This is a genomic window from Gammaproteobacteria bacterium, assembly GCA_011682695.1.
In the GTDB taxonomy this organism is placed as follows: Bacteria; Actinomycetota; Acidimicrobiia; order Spongiisociales; family UBA4744; genus BMS3Bbin01.
The window spans coordinates 25,417-49,159 of record JAACED010000014.1; the positions used below are offsets into that span (position 1 = coordinate 25,417).

General features: G+C 62.2%; 22 protein-coding genes. 9 read left to right on the forward strand and 13 right to left on the reverse strand.

The features are described 5' to 3' along the window. Positions 1-94: 94 nt before the first annotated feature. The 4 genes from GWP04_04430 to mce all read right to left on the reverse strand — a co-directional run bounded on the left by GWP04_04430 (position 95) and on the right by mce (position 2,227). The gene (locus tag GWP04_04430; GenBank protein ID NIA24794.1) at positions 95-481 is read right to left on the reverse strand and encodes a response regulator; all 387 of its coding nucleotides are present in this window, start codon (positions 479-481) and stop codon (positions 95-97) included. Positions 482-543: 62 nt separating this feature from the next. Beyond that, positions 544-1,602 carry a hypothetical protein gene (locus GWP04_04435; protein ID NIA24795.1) on the reverse strand — a complete coding sequence of 353 codons (1,059 nt, stop codon included), beginning with the start codon at positions 1,600-1,602 and terminating at the stop codon, positions 544-546. A gap of 48 nt (positions 1,603-1,650) precedes the next feature. After that, the gene (locus GWP04_04440) at positions 1,651-1,827 is read right to left on the reverse strand and encodes a hypothetical protein (GenBank protein ID NIA24796.1); all 177 of its coding nucleotides are present in this window, start codon (positions 1,825-1,827) and stop codon (positions 1,651-1,653) included. Next, the gene (mce, locus tag GWP04_04445) at positions 1,817-2,227 is read right to left on the reverse strand and encodes a methylmalonyl-CoA epimerase (protein NIA24797.1); all 411 of its coding nucleotides are present in this window, start codon (positions 2,225-2,227) and stop codon (positions 1,817-1,819) included. Before mce ends, GWP04_04440 begins: the two co-directional genes overlap by 11 nt. Before the next feature lie 56 nt (positions 2,228-2,283). Here mce and GWP04_04450 point away from each other — a divergent pair, with 56 nt between their 5' ends. After that, on the forward strand, positions 2,284-3,465 hold the full coding sequence (locus GWP04_04450; GenBank protein ID NIA24798.1) for an acetyl-CoA C-acyltransferase: 1,182 nt from the start codon (positions 2,284-2,286) through the stop codon (positions 3,463-3,465). Beyond that, positions 3,462-4,451 (forward strand): class II fructose-bisphosphatase, encoded by a 990-nt coding sequence (glpX, locus tag GWP04_04455; GenBank protein ID NIA24799.1) that lies wholly within the window; start codon positions 3,462-3,464, stop codon positions 4,449-4,451. The genes GWP04_04450 and glpX overlap by 4 nt, the downstream gene beginning before the upstream one ends. Before the next feature lie 133 nt (positions 4,452-4,584). Here the strand turns inward: glpX and GWP04_04460 are convergent, their stop codons facing one another. From GWP04_04460 to dnaX, 5 genes are all read right to left on the reverse strand, one after another. Then, positions 4,585-5,229, reverse strand: coding sequence for an HAD hydrolase-like protein (locus GWP04_04460; GenBank protein NIA24800.1), 645 nt, complete (start codon positions 5,227-5,229; stop codon positions 4,585-4,587). Positions 5,230-5,316: 87 nt separating this feature from the next. Continuing rightward, positions 5,317-5,595, reverse strand: a complete 279-nt coding sequence (locus tag GWP04_04465; protein ID NIA24801.1) for a DNA-binding protein — start codon at positions 5,593-5,595, stop codon at positions 5,317-5,319. A gap of 131 nt (positions 5,596-5,726) precedes the next feature. After that, complete coding sequence (gene recR, locus GWP04_04470; GenBank protein NIA24802.1) at positions 5,727-6,320, reverse strand: recombination protein RecR; 594 nt, start codon at positions 6,318-6,320, stop codon at positions 5,727-5,729. Beyond that, positions 6,320-6,643, reverse strand: a complete 324-nt coding sequence (locus GWP04_04475; protein ID NIA24803.1) for a YbaB/EbfC family nucleoid-associated protein — start codon at positions 6,641-6,643, stop codon at positions 6,320-6,322. The genes recR and GWP04_04475 overlap by 1 nt, the downstream gene beginning before the upstream one ends. A 19-nt stretch (positions 6,644-6,662) precedes the next feature. Further along, positions 6,663-8,456: a DNA polymerase III subunit gamma/tau gene (gene dnaX, locus GWP04_04480; protein NIA24804.1), complete on the reverse strand. Its 1,794-nt coding sequence runs from the start codon at positions 8,454-8,456 to the stop codon at positions 6,663-6,665. Positions 8,457-8,682: 226 nt separating this feature from the next. Here dnaX and GWP04_04485 point away from each other — a divergent pair, with 226 nt between their 5' ends. The 6 genes from GWP04_04485 to GWP04_04510 all read left to right on the forward strand — a co-directional run bounded on the left by GWP04_04485 (position 8,683) and on the right by GWP04_04510 (position 15,715). Then, the gene (locus GWP04_04485) at positions 8,683-9,468 is read left to right on the forward strand and encodes an ATP-binding cassette domain-containing protein (GenBank protein NIA24805.1); all 786 of its coding nucleotides are present in this window, start codon (positions 8,683-8,685) and stop codon (positions 9,466-9,468) included. After that, positions 9,444-11,048 carry a hypothetical protein gene (locus tag GWP04_04490; GenBank protein ID NIA24806.1) on the forward strand — a complete coding sequence of 535 codons (1,605 nt, stop codon included), beginning with the start codon at positions 9,444-9,446 and terminating at the stop codon, positions 11,046-11,048. Before GWP04_04485 ends, GWP04_04490 begins: the two co-directional genes overlap by 25 nt. Positions 11,049-11,227: 179 nt before the next feature. Beyond that, positions 11,228-11,788 (forward strand): hypothetical protein, encoded by a 561-nt coding sequence (locus GWP04_04495; GenBank protein ID NIA24807.1) that lies wholly within the window; start codon positions 11,228-11,230, stop codon positions 11,786-11,788. An 84-nt stretch (positions 11,789-11,872) separates the two neighbouring features. Continuing rightward, positions 11,873-12,985, forward strand: a complete 1,113-nt coding sequence (gene phnD, locus GWP04_04500; protein ID NIA24808.1) for a phosphate/phosphite/phosphonate ABC transporter substrate-binding protein — start codon at positions 11,873-11,875, stop codon at positions 12,983-12,985. A gap of 86 nt (positions 12,986-13,071) precedes the next feature. Next, positions 13,072-13,824, forward strand: coding sequence for a phosphonate ABC transporter ATP-binding protein (gene phnC / locus GWP04_04505; GenBank protein ID NIA24809.1), 753 nt, complete (start codon positions 13,072-13,074; stop codon positions 13,822-13,824). 820 nt (positions 13,825-14,644) lie between these two features. After that, positions 14,645-15,715 (forward strand): ABC transporter permease subunit, encoded by a 1,071-nt coding sequence (locus GWP04_04510; GenBank protein NIA24810.1) that lies wholly within the window; start codon positions 14,645-14,647, stop codon positions 15,713-15,715. Between the two features lie 167 nt (positions 15,716-15,882). On the opposite strand, the gene GWP04_04515 is transcribed toward GWP04_04510, so the two are convergent. Continuing rightward, on the reverse strand, positions 15,883-19,098 hold the full coding sequence (locus GWP04_04515) for an ExeM/NucH family extracellular endonuclease (protein ID NIA24811.1): 3,216 nt from the start codon (positions 19,096-19,098) through the stop codon (positions 15,883-15,885). A 311-nt stretch (positions 19,099-19,409) separates the two neighbouring features. On the opposite strand from GWP04_04515, the gene GWP04_04520 reads away from it, so the two are divergent. Further along, a complete protein-coding gene (locus GWP04_04520; protein NIA24812.1) occupies positions 19,410-20,402 on the forward strand; it encodes a deoxyguanosinetriphosphate triphosphohydrolase in 993 nt (330 codons plus the stop codon). Positions 20,403-20,504: 102 nt separating this feature from the next. Here the strand turns inward: GWP04_04520 and GWP04_04525 are convergent, their stop codons facing one another. From GWP04_04525 to GWP04_04535, 3 genes are all read right to left on the reverse strand, one after another. Further along, positions 20,505-20,732 (reverse strand): hypothetical protein, encoded by a 228-nt coding sequence (locus GWP04_04525; protein NIA24813.1) that lies wholly within the window; start codon positions 20,730-20,732, stop codon positions 20,505-20,507. A gap of 47 nt (positions 20,733-20,779) precedes the next feature. After that, positions 20,780-22,435 (reverse strand): hypothetical protein, encoded by a 1,656-nt coding sequence (locus GWP04_04530; GenBank protein ID NIA24814.1) that lies wholly within the window; start codon positions 22,433-22,435, stop codon positions 20,780-20,782. Positions 22,436-22,772: 337 nt separating this feature from the next. Next, positions 22,773-23,714, reverse strand: a complete 942-nt coding sequence (locus tag GWP04_04535) for an aldo/keto reductase (protein ID NIA24815.1) — start codon at positions 23,712-23,714, stop codon at positions 22,773-22,775. Positions 23,715-23,743 lie beyond the last annotated feature (29 nt).

Consider the following 23,743-nt stretch of genomic DNA (forward strand, 5'->3'; position numbering starts at 1 on the left):
GCAATCGGAAGGTGCCACCTGCCCTGTGGCCTTCGGAAGTCGCCGGTGGCCATCGATCGAATTCGGCAGGTCCGCCGCTCCTACCGGTGCCGTGCTACCCCTCGAGACTCAGGCCGGCAGCCCGCAGCTGCACGCGCACACGAGCAAGGACTTCCCGTACGTTGAACGGCTTGCGCACGAAGTCGACAGCACCGAGGTCGAGACAGGCGACGATGTCCTCTTCACTTGTGAGACCGGAGAGCATGATGACCGGAAGATCGACACCGTCATCCGACCACCTCTGAAGTACTTCCGCTCCCAACAGCCCCGGCATCACCTGATCGAGAAGCGCAAGGTCGAACTCGCCGCTCTTACCCATTTCATACGCGTCGATGCCGTCATAGACGGCAGTCACCCGCGCGCCGGAGGCTTCGAGACTCCTGGAGACGAGCATCGAGACGACCCGGTCGTCTTCAGCAACGAGGATTCTTGCTGCGCTCATGCTGGTTGATCACCATAGCTGCGCAACGGGCCACTTACGACCTTCCCGGAGGCACTCCTGCTTCAACCGTTTCCTGCTGCTCCAACCAGCCAGGTTACGACCGGAATGTAGGCACGGTAGAAGAATGCCGAATCCACGGTCTGCGGCAGCCACCTCACCACAGCTGCACTTCCTGCGACACTCCGCAGGGGAAACGATACCGCCGCTTCGCTCACGTCACCGGCAATGTATATCGTCCGTTCGCCCCGAATGATCATCGGCGCGCTGGTTGGCAGCCCGCGGTGCTCGAGGGCGACCGCTCCCGAGGAGGTCACGGGAAACTCCAACCACGCATCGACGGTGCCCTTCGCTTCGACGATCTCGAACCAGTTGCCAAAAGGAACGTCGAAGTCCTGCCCTTGGGGAGTCTGCCCTGTGACCCGTGGGAAGTTCCCGGTGAGTTCCGCTCCCGACAGTACGAACCTGTCGTTCTTCGAAACCATGACGATGCCGCTCCCCGCGTAGTCCCAGTCACCGGTCCGCAACGACTCCGGTACGGTCGACAGATCGTCGAACCAGCGTCCCGACCATCCGCTCGACTCGACCGAGAACAGGGTTTCGAGCCTCTCCCTCGCCTCGACAGGAGTCGGATCGCCAAGAATCTGCGTCTCCCCGTAGAGCCACGTCCCCTGTTCGTGCCAGCCGAAGATGCGTTCGACGTCGGAGGTTTCGAGTCGGCCCGAGACCCGTTGGTGCCCCTGGGGATCGACTGCGCCATCATCGTTGACGTACACGCCGTAGGCGTCGACCAGCATCACGAGATCGGGCCTCATGCTCGGCCACTGACCGATCGGCGAACCCCCGGGAGCAGAACCGATGTAACCCTCACTTACCGAGAAGGGGACCTTCAGCGAATGAAGGACGAGACCCAGGGCCTGGTGCTCACGATACGAGTCGTCGAGCACCGTCTGGTCGAAAACGACCAACGAGAGATCACGAACCGGTCGGCTGCTCCATATCGCCCATCCCACCGATGGCCATGCCAGCACAGGAACCAGCACGAACACGACGATGGACGTGATCAGCCGGTGGTAACGACGCTGTGAGCGCGACAACCCGGTTTCGGCAGGACGATCCCTCATCTCTCTACTTTCGACCTGGCCACCGATTAGTTGAGCAAACCGTCTCTGTCACTTCTCCAGCGGCGCCTCCGTGCGCCCTGACAACACCCAGGGGCTTTCGAGGTGTGGCATCGATGGCAGGGAAGCTGCCACTTCCTCCTCCAACAAGACCTGCCGGACCACGGCGGCGATTGCTGCGGCTTCGAGCGGACCCGCGCCGCCTGCGATGTGAAGTTCAGTCTCCATTGAGTTCCACCAGTTCGATCAGCGTACCGGCCAGCGTCGCGGGATGTACGAACGCGATGCGATGGCCACCACCTCCAGTGCGGGCTTCCTCATCAACGAGACGCGCTCCTCGCTCCTTGAGATGGTCCAGGGCATCGTCGATCGAGGTCACCGCGATGCCGACGTGGTGTAGACCCTCGCCGCGCTTGGCCAGGAACTTGCCCACCGGACTCGACGATGACAGCGGCGCAATCAACTGCAGGTAGGACCCCCCGATCGGCAACATCGCCTCTTCCACTCCCTGCTCAGAGACGACCTCGCGTGACAGCGGTTCGACGCCGAGGAGTTCCTTGAACTCTGCAAGGGATGCATCGAGATCGTCGACGGCAATGGCGACATGGTCGAGATTGAACGCCTTCACGGGAACAGCCTACCGCCCCTGGGGTACGATGCCTCAGTCGCGCAAAAGGAGTCCCCATGGGTGCCGTGATTACCGGAATCGCCAGAACGCCACAAGGCAGGTTCGCTGGAGTGTTCAAGCCACTGAAGGCAGTCCAGCTCGGCGCGGCCGCGATGCAAGGCGCGCTGGAACGGTCCGGGCTCGCTCCGGAACGCATCGAGGAGGTGATCTTCGGCCAGGTGCTCCAGGCAGGAGAAGGTCAGATCACCGCTCGACAGGCCGCCGTCCAGGCCGGAGTTCCCATGACGGTCCCAGCTGTGACGATCAACAAGGTGTGCCTGTCGGGGATGACTTCCATCGCCATGGCGGACCGATCGATCCGCCTCGGCGAGTCCAACTTCGTGCTGGCAGGAGGCATGGAGTCCATGACGAATACGCCCTACATCGCTCCCAAGGCTCGGTGGGGAGCCCGGATGGGCGATGTACAACTCGTCGACGCCATGCTGCACGATGGCCTCTGGTGCAGCTTCGATCATTGCATCATGGGCGAATCCGCCGATCGCAAGAGTGCGCAATTGGGTATCGATCGCGAAGAGCAGGACCGGTGGGCGTTCAACAGTCACAAACGGGCCCAGGCAGCTACAGAGTCCGGTGCGTTCGCCGATGAAATCATTCCTGTCGAAGTGCCACAGCGCAAAGCCGACCCGATCGTCGTCGTCGCAGACGAAGGCATCCGCCCGAACACGACGATGGAGAGCCTTGCAGGACTTCGGCCGGCTTTCTCGGATGACGGAACGGCTACAGCCGGCAACGCTTCACAGATCACCGATGGCGCGGCCGCCGTCGTCGTCGCAGATCGTGCTGCTGCAGAAGCCGAAGGACTGCCGATCCTCGCCGAGATCCTGTCCTACGGCCAGATCGGAGGCAGAGATGCCACGCTCCAGGAGCGTCCGGGTGAGGCGCTCGCGCTTGCCTTGAAGAAGGCCGGCATGGACGCAGCGGACCTCGAACTCGTGGAGATCAACGAAGCGTTCGCTTCGGTCGCCGTCTGGTCTGCCCGCATGCTCGACCTCGACCCGGAGAAGGTAAACGTCTACGGTGGTGCGGTGGCTCTGGGACATCCGCTTGGCGCATCCGGAGCCCGCATCACGGTGACCCTGATCAACGCGCTCCGCAGGCGAGGAGGCGGCATCGGTGCAGCGGCGCTCTGTGGTGGTGGCGGCCAGGGCGATGCCCTGATTCTGAAAGTGTTTGCATGATGCTGGAAGCGCCCGATCACAATCTCGCACTCGACCTGGTCCGCGTCACGGAAGTGGCAGCGATGGCTGCCGCCAGGTGGCAGGGCAGAGGGGACAAGGAAAACGCAGACCAGGCCGCCGTAGACGGGATGCGTGCGGTCCTCTCGACCGTGGCGATCGACGGAACGATCATCATCGGTGAAGGTGAGAAGGACAACGCTCCCATGCTGTTCAACGGCGAGCGCGTCGGTTCTGGACAAGGTCTGCAAGTCGACGTTGCCGTGGACCCCGTCGACGGTACGACGCTGACCGCGGAAGGCATGCCCGGAGCGCTTGCCGTAATCACGGTCGCGGAGGCCGGTTCGATGTATGCACCGGGGAGTCTCGTGTACATGGACAAGATTGCCGTCGGCCCCGAAGCCGCCGGCTTAATCGACCTGGATGCCCCGGTCGCCCACAATCTGCGTCAACTCGCCCGCGCCCTGGGCAAAGACATCAACGACCTCACGGCAATCATCCTCGATCGTCCGCGGAACAAGAAGTACGTGGACGAGGTGCGCGCCGTGGGCGCGCGCATCCGCCTGATCCGAGATGGTGACGTTTCCGCAGCCATCTCGACTGCAGAGGAGGATTCCGGTATCGACATCCTGCTCGGTATCGGCGGATCTCCAGAAGCGGTGATCGCTGCAGGGGCACTGGCCTGCCTTGACGGTGAGATGCAGTGCAGGCTCTGGCCGCGAGACGACGCAGAGCGCGTGTATGCCTTGGAGAACGGCCTCGACCTCGACGCCGTGCTGACAACAAGGGACCTGGTCGACTCCGACAACGTCTTCTTCGCGGCCACGGGGGTCACCGGTGGGGAGCTCCTTGACGGGGTGACATTCTTCGCGGACGGTGCGGAAACACATTCAGTGGTCATGCGTTCGAAGACCGGCGCCATCCGTTACGTCCACACGCGACACAATCTCAAGAAGCTGGAGCACATCAGCAGCGTCCCCTTGAGCTGACAGGCTCGCTTCGCTCGCCGTATTCGGTCATCGGCCGTCAGTCGCCAGTACTGCGCCGAAACGTCGACGAGACCGCGGCGCGGCCGTGATGCCCCTCGCCGGCGGCTGGTCACTGGTGGCTGGTGGCTGTCTCCTAGATCGCGCCACCGACCTCGAGGGCTCCCACCAGTGTCGACGCGGTCGCCACTCCGGTGGCTTGGATCCGCTCCTGCGGAAATGTCCCGCGGTCGTAGAGCACGCATCTGGCACCAACGGCCACTGCCGCTTCGACGTCGTCCAGGGCATCACCGATCATGAGCACTCCCTGAACGTTCCCGCTCTCTCCGAGAGCCTGGAGATGGCTCTCGAGGAAAGCCTGCTTGCGGGCTCCCCGCTCCCCTCGAAGGCCTTCGACACGCCTCATCGATGATCCAATGCCGAATCGTTCGACCATGGTCACCAGGTCATCGTGCCAAAGCATCGAAAGGAGCGATTGTGTGTGACCGGCTCCGGTCACGCTGTTCAGCGCCGCGGTTGCGTCCGGTGCGAGCCTCATCTGCGGGAGCAGGTCCCGATAGGCTACGTGGAAGACATCGTCGATCAGACGCCACTCATCGTCGGGAACCGTCCTTCCGAGAAGCGACTCATAGAAACGCCGTACAGGGCGCTGGTAGTGCGCCCCGTACTCTCGGACGGTGATCGACGGCTCGCCGATCTCTCTCAACGTCACATTCACCGCATCGACGACCTGCGTCAGATCGTCAAGCAGAGTTCCATTCCAGTCCCAAACGATGTGCACCGTTGAGACCCTAGGAGCCCGCCGAGCAGTACATGGCACACATCGGACGACCATGCATCACTCGGCGGAATCCTGGGACCCTATCGACTACTCGGCGACGCGACGGCGAAGCCCGGTGGATGGCTTGAAGTAGGCGTATTTCGTCGCAGCAATCGTGATCTCTTCGCCCGTGGCAGGATTACGGCCCTTGCGGGCGGAACGGCTACGCGTTCCGAACTTACCAAAGCCCGCGATCTCGACCTTCCGGCCGGCATCCAACTCGACGGCAATAATGCCTTCGCCCGGCTTCGTGGAGAAGATCTCTTCGATCACTTCTGCAGCCTTGGTCTTTGTCAAGCCGGTCTTCTGGGCCAGCTTGTCGGCCATTTCCTTCTTGTTCACGAGTTCTCCCTCGCTCACGCACCGGAGGGTTCCAGCGCTCTTTCCCCGGCCGCCGCGTCCGACGACACCCAAAACCTACCCTGTTTCGTTGACTTTGTGGGGGATTGTGTCGTCCCCTACATCTCCCGTCTGCCAATCAATGCCCGCCCGAGGGTGAGTTCGTCGGCGTAATCCAGATCCCCACCGACGGGGAGCCCACTCGCGAGACGGGTCACCTGTACCCCCAACGGCTTCAGCTCCCTTGCCAGATACATGGCAGTCGTGTCACCTTCTACCGTCGGGTTGGTGGCCACGATCACTTCCTGGATTCCTTCGTCGGCAATCCGCCCCACAAGCTCGGTGATATGGAGCTGACCGGGCCCGATTCCCGCTATCGGTGAGAGCGAACCACCGAGCACGTGGTAGCGGCCCCGGAACTCCTGTGTCCGCTCGATAACGACGATGTCTTGAGGACGCTCGACAACGCACACGAGCGAACCATCACGCCGAGAGTCCCGGCAGATGGCGCACTCGTCCTCGGCAGCGACGTTGAAGCAACGGCGACATACCTGTACCTGCGTGCGCATGTCGATGATCGACTGTGCGAGACGGCGAGCATCCGCCTCTTCGACACCCATCAGATGGAATGCCAGTCGTTGGGCCGATTTCCTCCCGATTCCCGGCAGCCGAGAGAGCTCGTCGATGACACGCTGAACGGGAGCCGCAAACATCAGCCGAGGAGGTCTCCAAGACTCCCGAGTCCCCCGGTGACGCTGCCCATCTGTTGCTCGGCAGCGCCCGATGCTGCCCCGAGTGCCTGATTGATGGCGGCAACGACCAGGTCGCCGAGCATCTCCGGATCCTCGGGATCGATCACCGACGGGTCGATGTCGACGGAGACGATCGAACCGCCGCCGGTGACGATGGCCTTTACGACGCCGCCGCCGGCCGATCCTTCGAACTCGCTCTCCGCGAGCTGCTGTTGCACGGAGGCCATCCGTTCCTGCATTTGCTGTGCCTGCTGCATCAGCTTGCGCATATCCTGTGGTCGCATTCCCATGGGCACCAGGGTATCAGTCCCTGGGGATGTCCTCGATGACCTGCCCGCCGAGCAAGCCCTCGACGAGCGCTCCCGGATCTGCGTCGGCGGGAGCCTCGACGAGTTGATCCTTGTCGGGGGCCCGTTGATCGCTCACGTCAGCCGGTGCGGCGGCGCTCGACCGAAAGACGATCTGGACGGATCCTCCAAGCAGTTCGCCTGCTCGAGTTGCGACGATTTGGGCTATGTGCGGATCGCTGTTGATCTGCGCGAGATGAAAACCGAGATGCTCGGGAAGCACAAGCACGATCGTCGATCCTTCCACATGCCCAGGGCTCGCCTCGCGGAACATCGCGAGCCGGCGCGGACCCAACTCGTCTCGAACGGCGCCCACCAGTGCCGGCCACACCGATTCGAACTGCTCGATCGTCAGCCCCTCGACCGGAGGCATGGCCTCCGCGTCGAGGTGCTCCTCATAGATCTCGACCGATCCCTGCTGGGCGTCCCGAGGCTCGGTGGTGGGTACCCGCTCGGCGGTCGGTACCGGCTCGGTGATCGGTACCGGCTCCACCTTCGATGTCTGCTCCATCGTCGTCTCTGAATCATCGACCTTGCCCGCCGGCGACGAAGTGACCACCGGGGATCGGGAGGGTCGAGGCGCCGTCTGCTGGATACGCCTCACCTGCTGTTCGACCCGATCCATCCGGGTCGAGAAGGAGGCGACATCGGCACTCGTCTCCGGCCGGGTCAGCTTGAGCAATGCCAACTCGACCATGAGTCGCTCTTCACGACCTTCTCTGAGCCTCAGGAGCGCCTCACTGAGATGGTCGACAGCGCGCAGCACCTCTGGTGGCGGCAACTCGCTAGCCACCTTCCGCCACTCATCCAGCGTCGCCTCCGGTTCATCGGCCACTTCAGCGAGATTGGGCGCGTAGTGGGCGAGGAACACGCCACGGAAGTAACCGAGAGCCTCTGACACGAATCGTCTCAGATCAACACCTTGGGACGAGAGTTCCGCGATCAGCTCGAGCGCCGCCTTCGCATCCTGGCTCGTGATGGCCGACGAGAGCCGGGAGAATGCCTCACCGTCGGCGAGACCCAAAGCCCGGTTCACCCCCTGGACTTCCACTTTCCCCTCGCCGAGCGCCGCAACCTGTTCCAGCAGGCTGAGTGCGTCGCGGACCGAACCTCTCGCGCGACGAGCGACCGCTGCCAAAGCGACGTCGGCCGATTCGTAGCCTTCCGACGCGCTGATGCGACGCAGATGTGCGATGAGCACGTCGACCGGCACTTGCCGGAAATCGAATCGCTGGGAACGGCTCCGAATGGTATCGAGCAGCTTGTACGGCTCGGTGGTGGCCAGCACGAAATGGACATGCTCTGGCGGCTCTTCGAGCGTCTTCAGCAGTGCGTTGCCTGCGGCCTTGGACAGCATGTGCGCCTCGTCGAGGATAAACACTCGCTTCGCCCCTCCGACCGAAGCGACGGTCGAGACGCTCACCCGCATCTCTCTGATGTCTTCCACACTGTTGTGAGAAGCAGCGTCGAGCTCGATCACGTCGAGCGAGGATCCCTCGGTAATCGCCACACACGACGGGCACACTCCGCACGGTTCACCCTCGGAATCACGATCCGGACAGTTCAGCGATTTCGCGAGCACCCTCGCAGTCGTGGTTTTTCCGGTACCGCGTGGTCCGGCAAAGAGGTAGGCGTGGGCGACACGTCCCTCCCCGATCTCTCGGGCAAGGGTCTCGGTGATGTGATCCTGGCCTACGATTTCCGAGAAGCGTTGCGGCCGGTACTTGCGGTAGAGCGCCTGGTAATCCACTGATGGCGATAGTAGCGGGGACCGGTGACAGCAGCCGGTCGCCGGTTTATTCGAGTCGCCGGTCACCAATCGCCGACCGGAATTCGATCCGAAGAGATCCTGGCGTACATCGATAACTGACATCCGAAGGTTTTCTTCCCACAAGTTTGTGCCCCTGGCGTCCGATACGCTACGAGACAGGAGTTCAGTGAACCAGACACCAGACGCTCGCGACACGGGCACCGAAATCCAAGATGCTCTGCCGGCCGGAACCCCCGCCGTGTGGGCCCGCGGTCTCGTACGCCGGTTCGGCAAGAACCTGGCTGTCGACGACGTGAGCCTCTCCATCGCCAGCGGGGAGTTCTACGGACTTCTTGGACCGAATGGTGCCGGGAAGACCACGACGATCAAAATGATCGTGGGCCTTCTTCGGCCCACGGCAGGCACCGCGGGGATCAGTGAGTTCGAGACATGGCGTCAACCGATCGAGGTCAAACGCAGAGTCGGCGTCCTCCCCGAGGAATTCAATCTCTACGACCGCCTCACCGGGGCCGAACTCCTGGACTTCACGGCGGCGATTCATCACATTCCCAAGAAAGATGCAGTTTCGCGCCGTCGCGAGCTGCTCCACCTGCTCGACCTCGAAGACACGGCGTCCGCGCTCATCGCCGACTACTCACGAGGGATGCGCAAGAAACTGGCACTCGCTGCAGCAGTCATCCACGCTCCCCCGGTCCTGTTTCTCGACGAGCCGTTCGAGGGCGTCGATCCCGTCAGCGCGCGCCTCATCCGGCGACTGCTCCAGAGCTACACGGCCCAAGGTTCGACGGTCGTGTTCTCATCCCACGTGATGGACCTGGTGGAGCGGCTGTGCACAAGAGTCGGGATCATGCTGCACGGCAAGCTGGTGACCGAAGCAACTCCGGCAGATCTCAAGGCGCGATACGGATCGATGGAAGACGCATTCCTTTCGGCAGTGGGAGCCGAAGATCTCGGTGAAGGACTCGGATGGTTAACCGCCTCGTCTGGCTGAAGTGGCGCCTTCTCGTGAATGGTCTCAAGCGAGACAGGCAACGCGCCGTCGGGTTCCCCCTCGTTGTGCTGCTCATCATCTGGATATCGTTCTGGTTGTCCCAGCAATTCCTAGACGCTGCGCTTTCGCTCTCCAGCGAAGCGCGAGCGGAGTTCACCTATTGGGCTGCCCTCATTACGTGGCTGGCGTGGGCAACACTTCCGGTCCTTCTCTTTCCCCTCGACGAAACGCTCGACCCTGCACGATTCTCCCTCTCCCCGATTCCTCGCGGAAAACGGATAGTCGGTCTCGCAGCCGCCGCCCTCATTACACCGACACTCCTGGTCCCAATCGTTCTCCTCGCAGATGATCTCCGTCTCTTCGCGCACGGACCCGGAGCGCCGATCGCGTGGCTGGGCTCGGCGCTGCTGCTGCTGCTCATGATCGTGAGCGGACGAGCCTTCTCGAGTTTTGTGACAAGGGTCCTTCGCGGCCGGCGTGGCCGAGACATTGCCATGCTGCTCGTCGCGTCGATCGGCGTCGCAGGGTTCGGCCTTCAGCAGATGCTCTCCAGAACCATCGATACCCTTGGCATGGAAGGCGCGGTGCTGTCCTACCCACTCTCGCCGCTCGCGTGGGCTCTGCCCCCTGTAGCTGCCCAGCGTGCGATCGTCGAAGCCGGCTCCGGCAACTGGATCGCGGCAATCACAATGCTGACGGTCGCTACCGGATGGCTGCTGCTGATCGGTGCCGGATGGGATCAACTCATCGAACATCTCACCACGACCTCGGAGGCTGCCACTTCGCCGATGGCGCGTAGGAATGGCCATGGCCTTGCTCACCTCCCCGGTTGGTCCGCACCGCTGCTCATCGCAAGGAAGGAGCTCCGGTTTTATCTTCGAGATCCTCGGCAGCGAATGGTTTGGACAGGGGCCGTCATCTTCCTCGGGGTCATCGCGGCCTCGGTCATGGTCGGTACCGCGACCCTCTCCTTGCTGCGCACCAGTGTTTGGCTCCCGCTCCTCGGGCCACTGGTCGTCATCTTCGTCGGGCTTCCGATTGCGCTGAACCAGTTCGGGTGGGAACGCAACGCCGCCTCATTCCTGTTCGCCCTCCCCATTCGCCCCTTCCAAATGATCGTCGGCAAGAATCTCGCGACGTCCTCCGCAGTCCTCCTCGAGACCCTCACCCTCTCCGTCATCCTCGCTGGAGTCGCAAATGCCTGGGACGTCCTCTGGCTCATCCCGCCGCTCGCCCTCACCGCAGCCGCATGCCAACTCTCGGTCGGCAACATCGTCTCGGTCCTCGCTCCGCTGCGTCTACCGAATGTCGGGACCGACATGTTCGCTCAAGCCTCAGAGCAAGGTTGCCTTTCGGTCGGGGCACAGGTCGTGTCCTTCTTTGTGATCACCGTCCTGATGGTCGGGCCGGTCTCCGCGTTCACGCTCGTGGTGTCCTTCGGCCAGGCGCTTTCCCCGTGGGTGGCGATCGCCGGGTCGCTGCTGTGGGGGGCATTCATTTACGCGATCGGCCTACTCATCTCCAGCAAGGTGCTGGCACGAAGAGTGCCTGAGATCGTGGCCTTGGTCCAGACGATCTGAGGCAGCCAGTCGTCAGTCGTCAGTCGTCAGTCGTCAGTCGTCAGTCGTCAGTCGTCAGTCGTCAGTCGTCAGTCGTCGAAGCGTTCCCGACGGACGACGCTCGTCGAAGCGTTCCCGACGGACGACGCCCCGTCAGCTGCCGGCCACTGGACCACTGGGTCCCGGTTACCCTCCTCGTCATGACCCCCCTGCGGCTTGGCATCGATCTCGACGGCGTCGTTGCCGACTTCAACGCCGGATGGATCGACCAATACAACACCGAGTTCGAGACCGAACTGCCGCTCCATTCCGTGCAGTCCTGGGATGGGCTCCATACCCTGACCCACTTCCGGAACGACCGTGAGTTCTGGGCGTGGGCGCAAGGTCACGGCGGTGGGAGCATCTTTCGACATCTCGACCTGTACCAAGGAGCACTCGAGACACTCGAAGCCCTGACGGCCGCCGGGCATCACATCGTCATCGTTACCTCCAAGCCCGGCTGGGCCATCCATGACACGTTCGCATGGCTGGCCGACAAGCGCATCCCAACCAGGGAAGTTCACATCATCGAGGCCAAATGGCAGGTCCCTTGCGACGTCTATCTCGACGATGCGCCCCACCAGATCCAGCGCCTCGTGACCGAACGGCCCGAGGCAACGGTCTGCCGTTTCGTCCGCCCGTGGAACAAGCCGGTGGACCGCGCCGTGGATGTGCACTCATGGGACGACTTCCTGCTATTGGCTTCGCCCCAGTCCGAATAGAAGCCGCGTCCCTCATGCACTAGCCTCAGGAGTGCGCTGCGCTGCGCGCAACGCAGAACTCGTCCACGAGCAAGGAAGGGCGGAATGAAAAGCTGGAGATTCCTGCTGCTCGTTGCTGTATTCGCAATGATCGCTGCCGCATGCGGCGGTGGAGCAACAACAACGACCGCAGCACCGGCCACGACGGCCGCACCAGCCACGACGGCCGCACCAGCGACCACCGCGGCTCCAACCACCACCACAACTGAGGCGCCGCCACCGGCCATCGGGACCCCTGAGAACCCGATCAAGGTGTTGTTCGTCCCGTCGGTCGACGCCCAAGTCATCGTCGCAGGTGGCGAGATCATGGCCGACGCATTGAACCAGGCCACAGGACTCACCTTCGAGGTGAGTGTGCCGACGTCCTACGCGGCAACCATCGAAGAAATGTGCGCATCCCCCGCCAACACCATGGGCTTCATCCCTGGTCTCGGCTATGTCCTCGCCAGCGACCGTTGCGGCGTCGACGTTGCCTTCAAGGCGGTCCGGTACGGTCATGCCGTTTACTGGGCACAAATCCTCGTCGGTCGCGACAGTGGCCTCAATACGTTGGCTGACCTTGACGGCAAGAGATGGGCGTACCCGGATACCGGGTCGACATCCGGCTACATGGTCCCGACCTTGATGCTCAACGAAGCCGGTGTCACGCCCAGTGAGACACTCGAAGCGGGTGGCCACGGTGCCGCCGTGCTCGCCGTCTATCGTGGCGACGCCGATTTTGCGACATCGTACTTCAGCCCACCGCTGCTGCCTGAAGGTAGCTGGGAAGAAGGCGACGCTCCCGACATTCCAGATGATCTGGTCCCCTCGTGCGCTCCAACCGAGGACGGCAAGAAGCTGATGTGTGATGGATGGCGTGTGCTCGACGCACGGGCCAGTGTCCGTACCGACGCACCAGACATCATCCAAAAGGTGAAGATCATGATGATCTCGCCGGCGATCCCGAACGACACTCTGTCCTTCGGACCGGAGTTTCCTGCAGACGTTCGCCAGCAGATCGAAGATGCCCTGATGGCTTTCTCCCAGACAGACGCCTGGGCTGAGTCGATCGGCAACCAGGACTTCTACGGATGGACAGGGATCGCACCCGCCACGGACTCCGAGTACGACAACCTTCGAAAGATCGTTGCTCTTGTCGGATACACCCCCCAAGGCTGATCGGATCCGCAGTTGAGACGCCAAGATGGGGCAGGGGTACACCCTGCCCCATCTTGCGAGCAAAACCGACGATCAACGGATAGGGCATGCTGAAGGTCGAACATCTCACCAAGGTCTATGAAGGCGGCACCGTCGCTCTCGAAGACGTCAGCTTCGAAGTACCCGAGGGAGAATTCCTCGCGGTGATCGGCCTGAGCGGATCGGGGAAATCCACCTTGCTGCGCTGTATCAACCGCCTCATCGAACCGACTGAAGGTCGGGTCATCTGGAACGGCATCGATGTGACCGCCGCCTCCCAGGACGACATGCGCCGGATCCGCAGGCGCATCGGCATGGTATTCCAGCACTTCAACCTGGTGCACCGATCCAAGGTGCTGACGAACGTGCTCCAAGGCAGCCTCGGCTACGTGAACCCGGCCCTGAGCATCTTCAACAAGTTTCCCAAAGAGCAGGTCGAACGCGCGTTCGCCCAGCTCGAGCGCGTCGGTCTGCTGGATCAGGCGCACAAACGCGCCGACGAACTCTCCGGCGGCCAGCAGCAGCGGGTCGGCGTGGCCCGAGCCATGATGCAGAGCCCGGAGATGGTCCTCGCCGACGAGCCGGTCGCCAGCCTCGACCCCGTGCTCGCCCACTCCATCATGCAGTACCTCGAACTCATCAACAAAGAAGACAACGTCACCGTCATCTGCTCGCTGCATTTCCTCGACCTCGTCCACCGGTACGCAGACAACACGATCGCCCTCAAAGACGGACATCTCGTGTTCGAAGGTCCCCCTGTGGAGATCGACGACGAGAAGTTCAAAGAGATCTACGGAGAGGAGGCAGAGCGCGTTGGCTAACTCAGACGGACCCCGCCGTTCACGCATGCACTCCCTCATCGTGGCACTGGCGATCATCGCTGGAGTCGTCGTGTATGCCTACGGCTTCAGTGTCACGAATGTCGACCTCAGCGAAATCCGCTCCGAATCGCGCCTCGCGCAACTCACCCGAGTCATCCGGTCCCTTGCACGACCCGAACTCGTGACGTATGAGCGAGTCAACACGAACACGGACGCTCCCTTCTTCATGCCGTGTCCTCCGGGAGGCTTCACCCCTCCCGAGACCGATCCGTATGAACGCCGAATCATCGCCGAGCCGCCATGCGCGGACCCCGGCGCCGAGGTCACCGTAATCGGCGAGAACTTCTCTCCGAATGCCAGGGTCACCATCTATTTGGTCCCTCCGACCAACGACCTCGAACTGCCGTTGGGACAGCAATTCCTCGCCGACGAGGACGGCGAATTCACAGTGACGGTCGACACGAGGGAACGGCCTTCCGACCAACAGCAGACCATCCGTGCCATCACACGCGAACCGGAGGGAACGATCTTTCACCCCGTTCAGGTTGAGTCGATCGACCCCCTGACCGGCCGCGAGGTCACCGTCACCTCACCGCGGATTTCCGAGGCAGCAAAGCAGACGTGGGAGAAGATCCTCGAGACCGTGTTCCTGGCTTTGCTGGCTACCACGCTCGGTGTGTTCATCGCCGTTCCGATGTCGTTCTTCGCTTCTCGCAACCTGATGAAGGACATCAAGATCCCGCTCGTGAAGCTGGGTTTGCAGATCCTGGCGTTCCCCATCGGTGTCGGCGTCGGTATCACGGCTGCGCACCAGGCTCGAATGCTGAGTGGGCACCTGACGTCAAACCTCGGGCTGTTGCTGCTGGGACTCATCGTCTTGCCGGTACTGATCGGCATCGCGTTCCGCTGGTCGCTTCCCGCCGTGGAGGATGAGCCACCGTCGACCGGGCTGCGCGTGACACGAGCCTTGGTCCTGTTCTCAGCCTCGGTCCTCGGGATCATCGTCCTCTTCCTACTCGCCAACCTCCTGACACGGTTCGGGGACTGGCTGACGCCACAACTCGCATCCTTCGGTTTCCTGGGCGGTTTCGCGACGACGTTGGGCGATATTCTGGCGGCCACAATCACTCTCGCCACCGCGATCCTCGCCGCTGGCGTTCTCATGGGTCTCGCCGGTCGCTTCGCGAACTGGCTCCGCGCCCATGCCCCCGATTCGGTCACCCGTCCGATCAGCCTTCCGCTCGCCGCTGCAGCAGGTGCAGCAGTCATGCTCATCATCGGGCAGGGAATCTCGTGGCTCTACCGAATCGAGGATCCGCTGAAGATCATCTGGGTGCCCGCCGCCATTGGAGCGGCTTTCGGCCTTGCCTTGGCAGCACGTGTCTACAAGAAGGAAGCGATCAGCATCGGGCTGACCATCTACTACATGGCCCGCACGCTGTTCAACGGTATCCGCTCCATCGAGCCACTGGTGATGGTGATCGTGTTCGTCGTGTGGGTGGGTCTCGGACCGTTTGCCGGTGCCTTGGCGCTGTCGCTGCACACGATCGCGGCGCTCGCGAAGCTCTATTCAGAGCAAGTCGAGAGCATCCTTCCCGGACCCCTCGAGGCCGTGCAGGCCACCGGTGCTACTCGGGTGCAGACGATCGTGTATGCGGTAATCCCGCAGATCGTTCCGCCGTATATCTCGTTCACGCTGTACCGCTGGGACATCAATGTGCGCATGTCCACGATCATCGGGTTCGCCGGTGGTGGTGGTATCGGCATGGTCCTGCAGCAGAATATCCGCTTGCTCAACTACCGGGCAGCGGCGGTGAACATGCTGGCCATCGCCATCGTCGTGGCGTCCATGGACTACCTCAGCTCAAGGGTGCGGGAACGCATCGTCTAGCCCCCGTGTTTCTCGTCAATGCTGCCGTCGCTATCCGACGCTGCCATTGACAGGAACAACAAGGCACGATTCTCGTCAATGCTGGCGTCGCTATCCGACGGTCCCATTGACAGGAAACAAACGGGGGGCGGGCCCCGGAGAGCCCGCCCCTCTCGTGTTCGTGTTGCTTACCTGATTCTCGGACACATGCCATGGCCGTGAGGAACCGTGATGGTCACCGTGGCCACGGTCGTGTTCCCGCAGGAATCTGTCGCTTGATACGTGGCGGTGTAGATGCGTCCATCCCCATGTCCGGAGCGCTCTGCACGAAGCAAGAACGTCGTGTCGTCAATGATCACGATGTCCTGAACCGTGTTGCCATCACCCCTGCCATTGTCCGGTTCGTTCGAGACGACCGAGACCAGGTGCCACTCGACATCCTGGGCGTAGTTGTCGACGACGGTCACGTCGACGTTCACCTCGACGTACTTGTGGTTCGCCGGGAAGAGCACGTCCGGATCGGCACTCAGGTAGATCTTCGGCGGTATCAGCTCACAGACGCCAACGATCACCGGATCGTGGTCGGACGCCCGGAACGGATCCGCCGCGTAGAGCGAACTCGCTCCGTAGTAGTTGAACCCGACCGGTTCTGCCGCGTCGATGTGCCAGATCCCTGCACCACGCACGTACTCCTGCATCGCGTCGTTGCCGAAGGCATAGTCGAGCTCGCCGGCCTGCCCATAGTACGTGTACGAGTACTTGTCGTTGATCGGAAGTCCTGCCAGGAGATTCTCGAGGTCGGCCTCGAGCACGACAACCGGATCCTCCTTCGGATAGACGTTCAGATCGCCGACCGCGAGAACGTTCGGCTTGCCGGCATCCTCCAACGCGGACACGAACTCCACGACCGCATGGGCCTGGCTGACCCTTGTGGCGTTGTAGTAGCCCTGGCCATCGCCGATATCCTCATCGCCCTCAGCGAGCGGATCCCCGTAGTGGCCCTTCGACTTGAAGTGATTCACGACCAGCGTGAACTCGTCCCCATAGAACTCGAAGGTCTGTGCCAGAGGAGGCCGCGCTTCGGCAAACGAGGCGTCGAGGCTCCACTCGGCATCACCGACGGGGCTGACCACGTCGGGCTTGTAGATGATCCCCACCTTGATGGCGTTCGTAGCTTCGATGCCGCCCGGGTAGTCGGGATCGCGGATGTAATCCCACGTCCCGGCGCCTTCTTCGACGTTCAGCAAATCGACGAGCGCGGAAACCGCCGTGTCACCGTTGTTCTCGAGCTCCTGAACACCAATGACGTCGGCTCCAAGGCCCGTGATCGCAGCAACGAGTTTGGCTCCCTGCTTCTCCAGCTGGGTCTCGCTCCGGGCGCCACGGCCTCCGAGCGTCGTCCACCAGTTGTGCAGGTTGAACGATCCGACCTTGATCACACCGCCCACACCGGGGGGTGTGCCGGGCCTCGGATTGTCCTCGGAGAAAACGACGGCCTCGGTCGGTTCCAACTTGTAGGCACCGTAGGTGTAGGTAAGAACCCCGGTGAGATCGGTCGTCGTGTCGCCCCAGCGCAGGGTCCCGTACGGCTGAATGTAGGGAACTGGATCCGGGTACCAGTAGTTACTGGCATCGTCGAGGACGAGCAGACGCGGTTCGAGGATCTCCGCGACGCCGTCACTGTCGCTCGAGTCGTACCAGTCGAAGCTCGGCGCAAACTGATTGGTCGGAACGAACAGTCGCCCCTCGGCCGACAGGATGACCTCGCCATACTTGCTCAGGTTGTAGCTGTCGGCGACCGCGAGAGATTCCGGGAACGTGAGCAGCATGCCCTCGTACGCTTCGCGATCGTCCTCCGCAACCGGCAGATCGACTTCCGTGGGCGCAACCGATCCGCTGCCGCACACGGTCAGGTTGGATACATACTTCAGCTCCGTCAGCCCGTAGTACTCGGACACCTTCGCCTGGAAACGCAGATGCTGGCCGACTTCCACGTCGCCCCATGCCGCCTTCTGATATACGAAAATGCCGTCCGACGTCGCGACGTCACCGTCACCGGCGGCGTCCTGAAGGAAGAAGCCTTTCAGCTCACTCGATTCCTGGAAGTCGGCGGTCACGACACCTTCGGTCCAAACGGTCTGGTATTCGACCGGGCTGTCTTCACCACTGCCCTGGATGTCGTAGATCGGTGTGTAGCGGAGACCGCAGGCACTCAGATCGACGAAGAGGTCCCCGTCGTCACGTGGCTCGATCTTGAAGTTGCTGAATGCATAGTCGAGGGGTCCTTGCACAAAAGTCACCGGATCGCCGGCATACGGTACGTATCCGTATGAGCCGAGATCGTCGACTCGCACCGGCCCGCTGCCATCGTCGACCGACCATTCGCCGTATCCAAGATCAGGATCGATGACCGTCGCACTCTCGGCACGGACGAAAACGGACTCCCACTGTTCATCGGCGATATCACCGGTGGCCAGCACTTCGGGCGCCGGAAACGTCCCGGGACCCATGTTCCAGAGTGTGCCACCGTCGATCTCCGTCTTGCCGTAGTACTCCTCAACTACGCCCTGGACTCGAACGACGTTGCCGACGACAGGGATCGGACTCGGGTTGTAGAGATACAGTCCGCTGAACGGTCCCGTTCCGTCCTGGATGAAGACCCCGTTGCCGAACACGGCGGTGACGACGCCCTCGGTCACCACCGCTTGACCGGCCAGCGGCGAGGCATCACCGGTCGTGTACTGAATCTCGTAGATCGTATTCGTGACGTCCGGAGCGGGCACCGGCCCTGCAGGTCCGTCGCATCCGATGGGATACGGACTCCCGGCAGTTGCGTTGGTTGTCTCCCCGTCCAATGCGTTGGGTCCGCTAACCGTCCAATTCCCAAGCACGAATGTGCTTCCGTCAGGACCTGTACCATCGATGCGATGGGCCCAGCCGTCGAGGTATTCCCAGGGCTCACCGGTGCCATCGACATTGATGTCGCCAAACACGTCAATGACTCCGCCATCCATGAACAACTCAATGGCATCATCCCCGTTGATGAATGCCGTGCTGCTGGTGAAGTCGGGATCAAAACCAAAGAATGAGTTGAAGCCGGGGACTTCACTCGCTACACAGACATACTCCCCTGCGACCACTGAAACCGCAGGGAACGTGAATTCCTCACCGTCGCTGCCCCCTCCGTTGTTCGCCGAACCGAATCCGTAGATGCTCAAGTCGGGAATATCGTTGATGGCACGGAACTCGACCATCTTTGGCACTCCACCAGTCAACGGCCCATCAACAACACCGGTGATGTCGAGGCCTGGAGTCCCTGCCGCCCCCGCCGGCGCTGCGCTGAGAGGCAACAGTGCCACCACCATCGCGAAGATCGCCAGTACGGTCCATCTCTTGCGTTTCACACTGCCCTCCTGTCTCAGAGGGCGCGCGCCGACACGGTCAAGAACATGACGAAAGTGGGATATCGACTGAACGTCGATATCCTCCCGAGTCGCGTCTCCACAATGCGATCAGCACGTGCCCCTTCAGCGAATCAGTCCACGATCGAGTTTAGCCGACGGTCGGCCACGCTGCGTGGGCAGACACCGCCGCCAAATACCTGCGACCTCCGTGGGAGAGCAGAACGCGTTCTCGTCAATGCTGGCGTCGCTATCCGACGCTGCCATTGACAGGAACCAGAGAGATGGCCTCTAACCTTGATGCCATGAGCGCCATGATCCGCCGCACTCGTGAAGTGCGGGAGCAGCAGGAACGCGATCTCCTGGCACCCGCCGCGACGAAATCGACAGAGTCCCAAGGGCGCGAGCATCCCGAGAAGCCCGACACATACCGCACCGCGTTCGAACGTGACCGGGACCGGATCTTGCACACCAAGGCGTTCCGGCGCCTCAAACACAAGACGCAGGTGTTCATCAACCCCGAGGGAGACCACTACGTCACGCGCCTCACCCATACGCTGCAGGTGACCCAGGTCGGTCGAGCGATGGCCGCCGACCTGGGGTTGAACGAGGAGTTGACCGAGGCGATCTGCCTCGGTCACGACGTCGGGCACTCACCGTTCGGGCACACCGGAGAGGAGGCCCTGTCCCCCTACGTGGAAGGCGAATGGTTGCACTCGGAACAGAGCATCAGAGTGCTTCGTGTGCTGGAGCCGGTGAACCTGTCATGGGAGGTGCTCGATGGGATCCGCGCGCACTCGTGGAAGGTAGGCCCGGGCCCTGCAACGCCCGAAGGTCACCTCTGTCGGTTTGCCGACCGGATCGCCTACCTCACTCACGACGTCGACGACGCCCTGCGTGCCGGAGTGATCAGCCGCCGGGATCTTCCCACCCGGGCACTCAGAGTGTTCGGCGAGCCGGGATCGGATTGGATCAACACGATGATCGCCGCGGTCGTCGACGAGTCACTCCGTCAAGATTCGGTGGTGATGGAACCCACGGTCGCCGAGACCATGCAGGTGCTACGCGACTTCATGTTCGAACGGGTGTACCTGCGACCGGCCTCACGTCCACAGCAGGAACGTGCCATCGCCGTGATCAGGAACCTGGTCGATCATTTCATCGAGCACCCGGAGGAGGTGCCCGACACCTACCGCCTCGACGATGCCGGCGCCGTGGAGCGAGCGATCGACTACGTGTCCGGGATGACCGACCGGTACGCGCTGCGGGTCCACGACGACCTGTTCCGCCCCGAGGGCATCAATTAGCCAGTTTCTCGTCAATGCTGGCGTCGCTATCCGACGCTGCCATTGACAGGAAACAAACGGGGGGCGGGGCCCGGAGAGCCCGCCCCTCTCGTGACGTGCTGGTCAGATGAGGCGATCCGGCTCATGCCGGACGTAGAGGTGGACGCCGTTCTCCAGCGTGCCACCGAGGCCGACACGGTCACCACGAGCGTCGACCACCCATGCCCGACCCTCTCGAATGTCGGAGAGGATCCGCTGATCGTGGGCGATGACGGCGTGCTCGACCGTCGCTCCATACCACCGTGTGTACGGATGGTCATCTACGAAAAAGGTGATGCGACGCTGCGTCATCAGGCAGGGGCTGGGGAGGCCGCCAGGACCTCCCCAGCAATGTTCTCCTAGCTCGGCGGTGTACCCAGCGCGGTAATGCGCTGCTCCACTGTCGGGTCCGGTGGGGTGAACGGCGAGTTGGCCTTCACCCAGTCGACGACCAGATCTCGTACCAGTACGTAGCTGTTCACCTGCGGGCTCGCGGCCAGCGTGGCGTAGTCGTCGCCACCATTGGCCATGAAGTCGTTCACGGCGACGTAGTACGTTGTCGTCGAGCCGAGCGGCGAGCCGGTCGACAGGTCGATCACATCCCCGACAATCCGACTCCCGGCGACATCGTCATAGTCGAACGTGAACTGCAGGCCGGACACCTGCACGACACCGTGCTCCCCGGTGATCCCCTCTTCGAGAACCTGGATCACTTCGGCACCCGTGAGTTCGACAGTCACGAGCGTGTTGTCGAACGGTAGCGCCTCGAACACCTCCCCGAACGTGATCGACCCAGCATCGATATCGGCACGAAGTCCGCCACTGTTCGTCATCGCGAAGTCGATCGCCGGATCGTATGCCCTCATGATGTCAGTGACCCAGTCACCCATCGCCGACTCGTACCGGTAGTCACGAGTAATCGCGATCGTCGTCTCGCCGATGACTTCATTCTTGATTGCATCGACCTCCGCCGCGTAACGAGCGACGATGGCGGCGACTTCCGCATTCGGCACGACCTCCTGCCGCACCCCGGTGTCCCACCGCTCGTAGGTAGCGGGAGCTCCGTAGTAGGTCTCAAAGGTTGTCGTCGGCTTGTAGTTCATCTCATAGCTGATCGCTTCGCCTGTGCGCTTGTCGACGGTGAAATCCACCCGGGCGAACGCGGTGCCGGACGAGTAGGCCTGCACCACCGGGATGTCGCAGATCACGTCGTCGATACGCGAGTGTGTGTGGCCCGAGACAATCAAGTCGACCTTGTCCGAATCCAGGCTGCAGGCAAGGTCTTTGATTCCTTCCTTGAAGTCGGGCCAGAATCCCCCGAGATGAGCATTGACGATGATCATCGTCGCCCCTGCAGCCTCGACGTCTTCGATGAGATCGTTCACTGCTCCATCGGGGTCCGTGAATTCGAGGTCGGAGACATTCACGGGGTTGGTGATCGACGGCGTCTCAGGGTTGGCAACCCCGATGATGCCGATCTTGACACCTTTGACCCGCTTGACGATGTACGGTGTTGCCCAGTAGGGCCGCGTCGTCGTGTTCTTGTAGTAGATGTTTGCCGCCAGAAACGGGAAATGGGCCTGATGTTCCCGATCGGCCAGCACATCCTGTCCCCAGTCGAACTCGTGGTTGCCGATGGTCATCGCATCCACGCCCATGGCGTTGAACACGTCGATTGTCGATGCCCCATCGAAGTAGTTCGAGATCAGCGTGCCCTGCATCGCGTCGCCAGCGTCCAAGTACAAGAATCCACCTGGATTCTCATCACGGACGATGTCCAGATAGCCGGCTAGGACGGCTGCGCCGCCGACAACGTCGCCGTGCGACCACGAGTGAGTTCTTCCAATAAGGGCGCCGTGGAAGTCGTTGGTGCTCACCACTGTGATCGTCTTCGTAAACGCATGGTGGTTGGCGTGCCCGTTCGGTGCTGCTGTGGCGGGCGCCATGAGCGCAAGTGTGAGCAGCAGGACCAGGCCGATGATCCACCAGCGGCCGTTTCGAGGTTCTCGTGTCATCTTGTGCCTCCTGTGTCTCTCCCAAAGAACGGTCGGCGCAAGAAACGGATCTCCCGATTGCCCTCCTTTGTCAGAGGACGCGCGCCAGCACAGTCAAACGGATGACGAAAGTGGGACATCGACCGGACATCGGTGTCCTCCCGAGTCGCGTCCCCACAATGCGATCAGCACGTGCCCCTTCGGCGAATCAGTCCACCATCGAGCCTAGGGCCACGCTGTGTGGCCAGACACCGCCGCCAAATCCCTCGGCCCTGCAGTCTCACTTGGGGAGGAAACGGGGAGTCGGTTTCTCGTCAATGCTGGCGTCGCTATTCGACGCTGCCATTGACAGGAAACTTCAACCAAGAATCGCGTCGATCTTCTCCAGCACCTCCGCCGGGATCTCGACCTCACTCGCGCCCAGGCTCTCTTTGATCTGTGACACCTTCGTCGCGCCGGTGATCGCACTCGTCAGCGACGGCTGGCGCAGCACCCAGGCAAGCGCAAGTTGGGATCGGGTCAGCCCCACCTCCTCGGCGATCGGCTTCAGCGCCTTGGCCTTCTCTCGCCGTTCCTCGGTGTACATCCAGTCCTTCAACTCTCCGTCCTGGGCATACCGCGATCCTTCAGGAAAACCGTCGTCGTACTTGCCGGTCAGCACTCCGCCGGCCAGCGGACTCCACACGACCATGCCCATCCCGGCCGCCTTCACCTCGGGCAGGATCATGCTCTCGACTCGCTCCCGATACAGCATCGAGTACTGCGGCTGCTCGCACGCCGGCGGGTGCAGACCATTCCCACGAGCGAACGCGACCGCCTCGGCGATCCTGGCCGCGGGCCACTCCGACGTACCCCAATACAGCACCTTGCCTTCGTCGACCAGTCCGCTGAACGTGGTGACGATCTCTTCCATGGACACCGCATCGTCATGGCGGTGAGCGAAGTACAAATCCAGATAGTCGGTGCGAAGCCGTGCCAAGCTCTTCACGATCGACTCTCTCACGTGCTTGCGGGACAGACCCCGATCGTTCACATCCTCGGACATCGACCAGTACACCTTCGATGACATCACCAGTGTGTGCCGCGGGAAATCCGACAGCACCTCGCCCATGACCAGCTCGGCGGCTCCCTGTGCGTACACGTCGGCGTTGTCGAAGAAGTTCACACCGCCGTCGTACGCGGTCCTGGTGATCTCGGTGACCAACTGCTTGTCCTTCACGGAATCGCCATAGGTCGTCCATGCGCCCAGCGAGATCTCCGAGACCTTCAGCCCCCACTTGCCCAACTGCCGGTAACGCATCATCGGCTCCTGTCTCTCGCCTAACCTGC

Coding starts and splice junctions, on each gene's coding strand:
- GWP04_04430 (NIA24794.1), bottom strand. CDS start 481: ATGAGCGCAGCAAGAATCCTCGTTGCTGAAGACGACCGGGTCGTCTCG.
- GWP04_04435 (NIA24795.1), bottom strand. CDS start 1,602: ATGAGGGATCGTCCTGCCGAAACCGGGTTGTCGCGCTCACAGCGTCGT.
- GWP04_04440 (NIA24796.1), bottom strand. CDS start 1,827: ATGGAGACTGAACTTCACATCGCAGGCGGCGCGGGTCCGCTCGAAGCC.
- GWP04_04450 (NIA24798.1), top strand. CDS start 2,284: ATGGGTGCCGTGATTACCGGAATCGCCAGAACGCCACAAGGCAGGTTC.
- glpX (NIA24799.1), top strand. CDS start 3,462: ATGATGCTGGAAGCGCCCGATCACAATCTCGCACTCGACCTGGTCCGC.
- GWP04_04465 (NIA24801.1), bottom strand. CDS start 5,595: ATGGCCGACAAGCTGGCCCAGAAGACCGGCTTGACAAAGACCAAGGCT.
- recR (NIA24802.1), bottom strand. CDS start 6,320: ATGTTTGCGGCTCCCGTTCAGCGTGTCATCGACGAGCTCTCTCGGCTG.
- GWP04_04475 (NIA24803.1), bottom strand. CDS start 6,643: ATGCGACCACAGGATATGCGCAAGCTGATGCAGCAGGCACAGCAAATG.
- GWP04_04490 (NIA24806.1), top strand. CDS start 9,444: ATGGTTAACCGCCTCGTCTGGCTGAAGTGGCGCCTTCTCGTGAATGGT.
- GWP04_04495 (NIA24807.1), top strand. CDS start 11,228: ATGACCCCCCTGCGGCTTGGCATCGATCTCGACGGCGTCGTTGCCGAC.
- phnD (NIA24808.1), top strand. CDS start 11,873: ATGAAAAGCTGGAGATTCCTGCTGCTCGTTGCTGTATTCGCAATGATC.
- phnC (NIA24809.1), top strand. CDS start 13,072: ATGCTGAAGGTCGAACATCTCACCAAGGTCTATGAAGGCGGCACCGTC.
- GWP04_04510 (NIA24810.1), top strand. CDS start 14,645: ATGCTGAGTGGGCACCTGACGTCAAACCTCGGGCTGTTGCTGCTGGGA.
- GWP04_04520 (NIA24812.1), top strand. CDS start 19,410: ATGATCCGCCGCACTCGTGAAGTGCGGGAGCAGCAGGAACGCGATCTC.
- GWP04_04525 (NIA24813.1), bottom strand. CDS start 20,732: ATGACGCAGCGTCGCATCACCTTTTTCGTAGATGACCATCCGTACACA.
- GWP04_04530 (NIA24814.1), bottom strand. CDS start 22,435: ATGACACGAGAACCTCGAAACGGCCGCTGGTGGATCATCGGCCTGGTC.
- GWP04_04535 (NIA24815.1), bottom strand. CDS start 23,714: ATGCGTTACCGGCAGTTGGGCAAGTGGGGGCTGAAGGTCTCGGAGATC.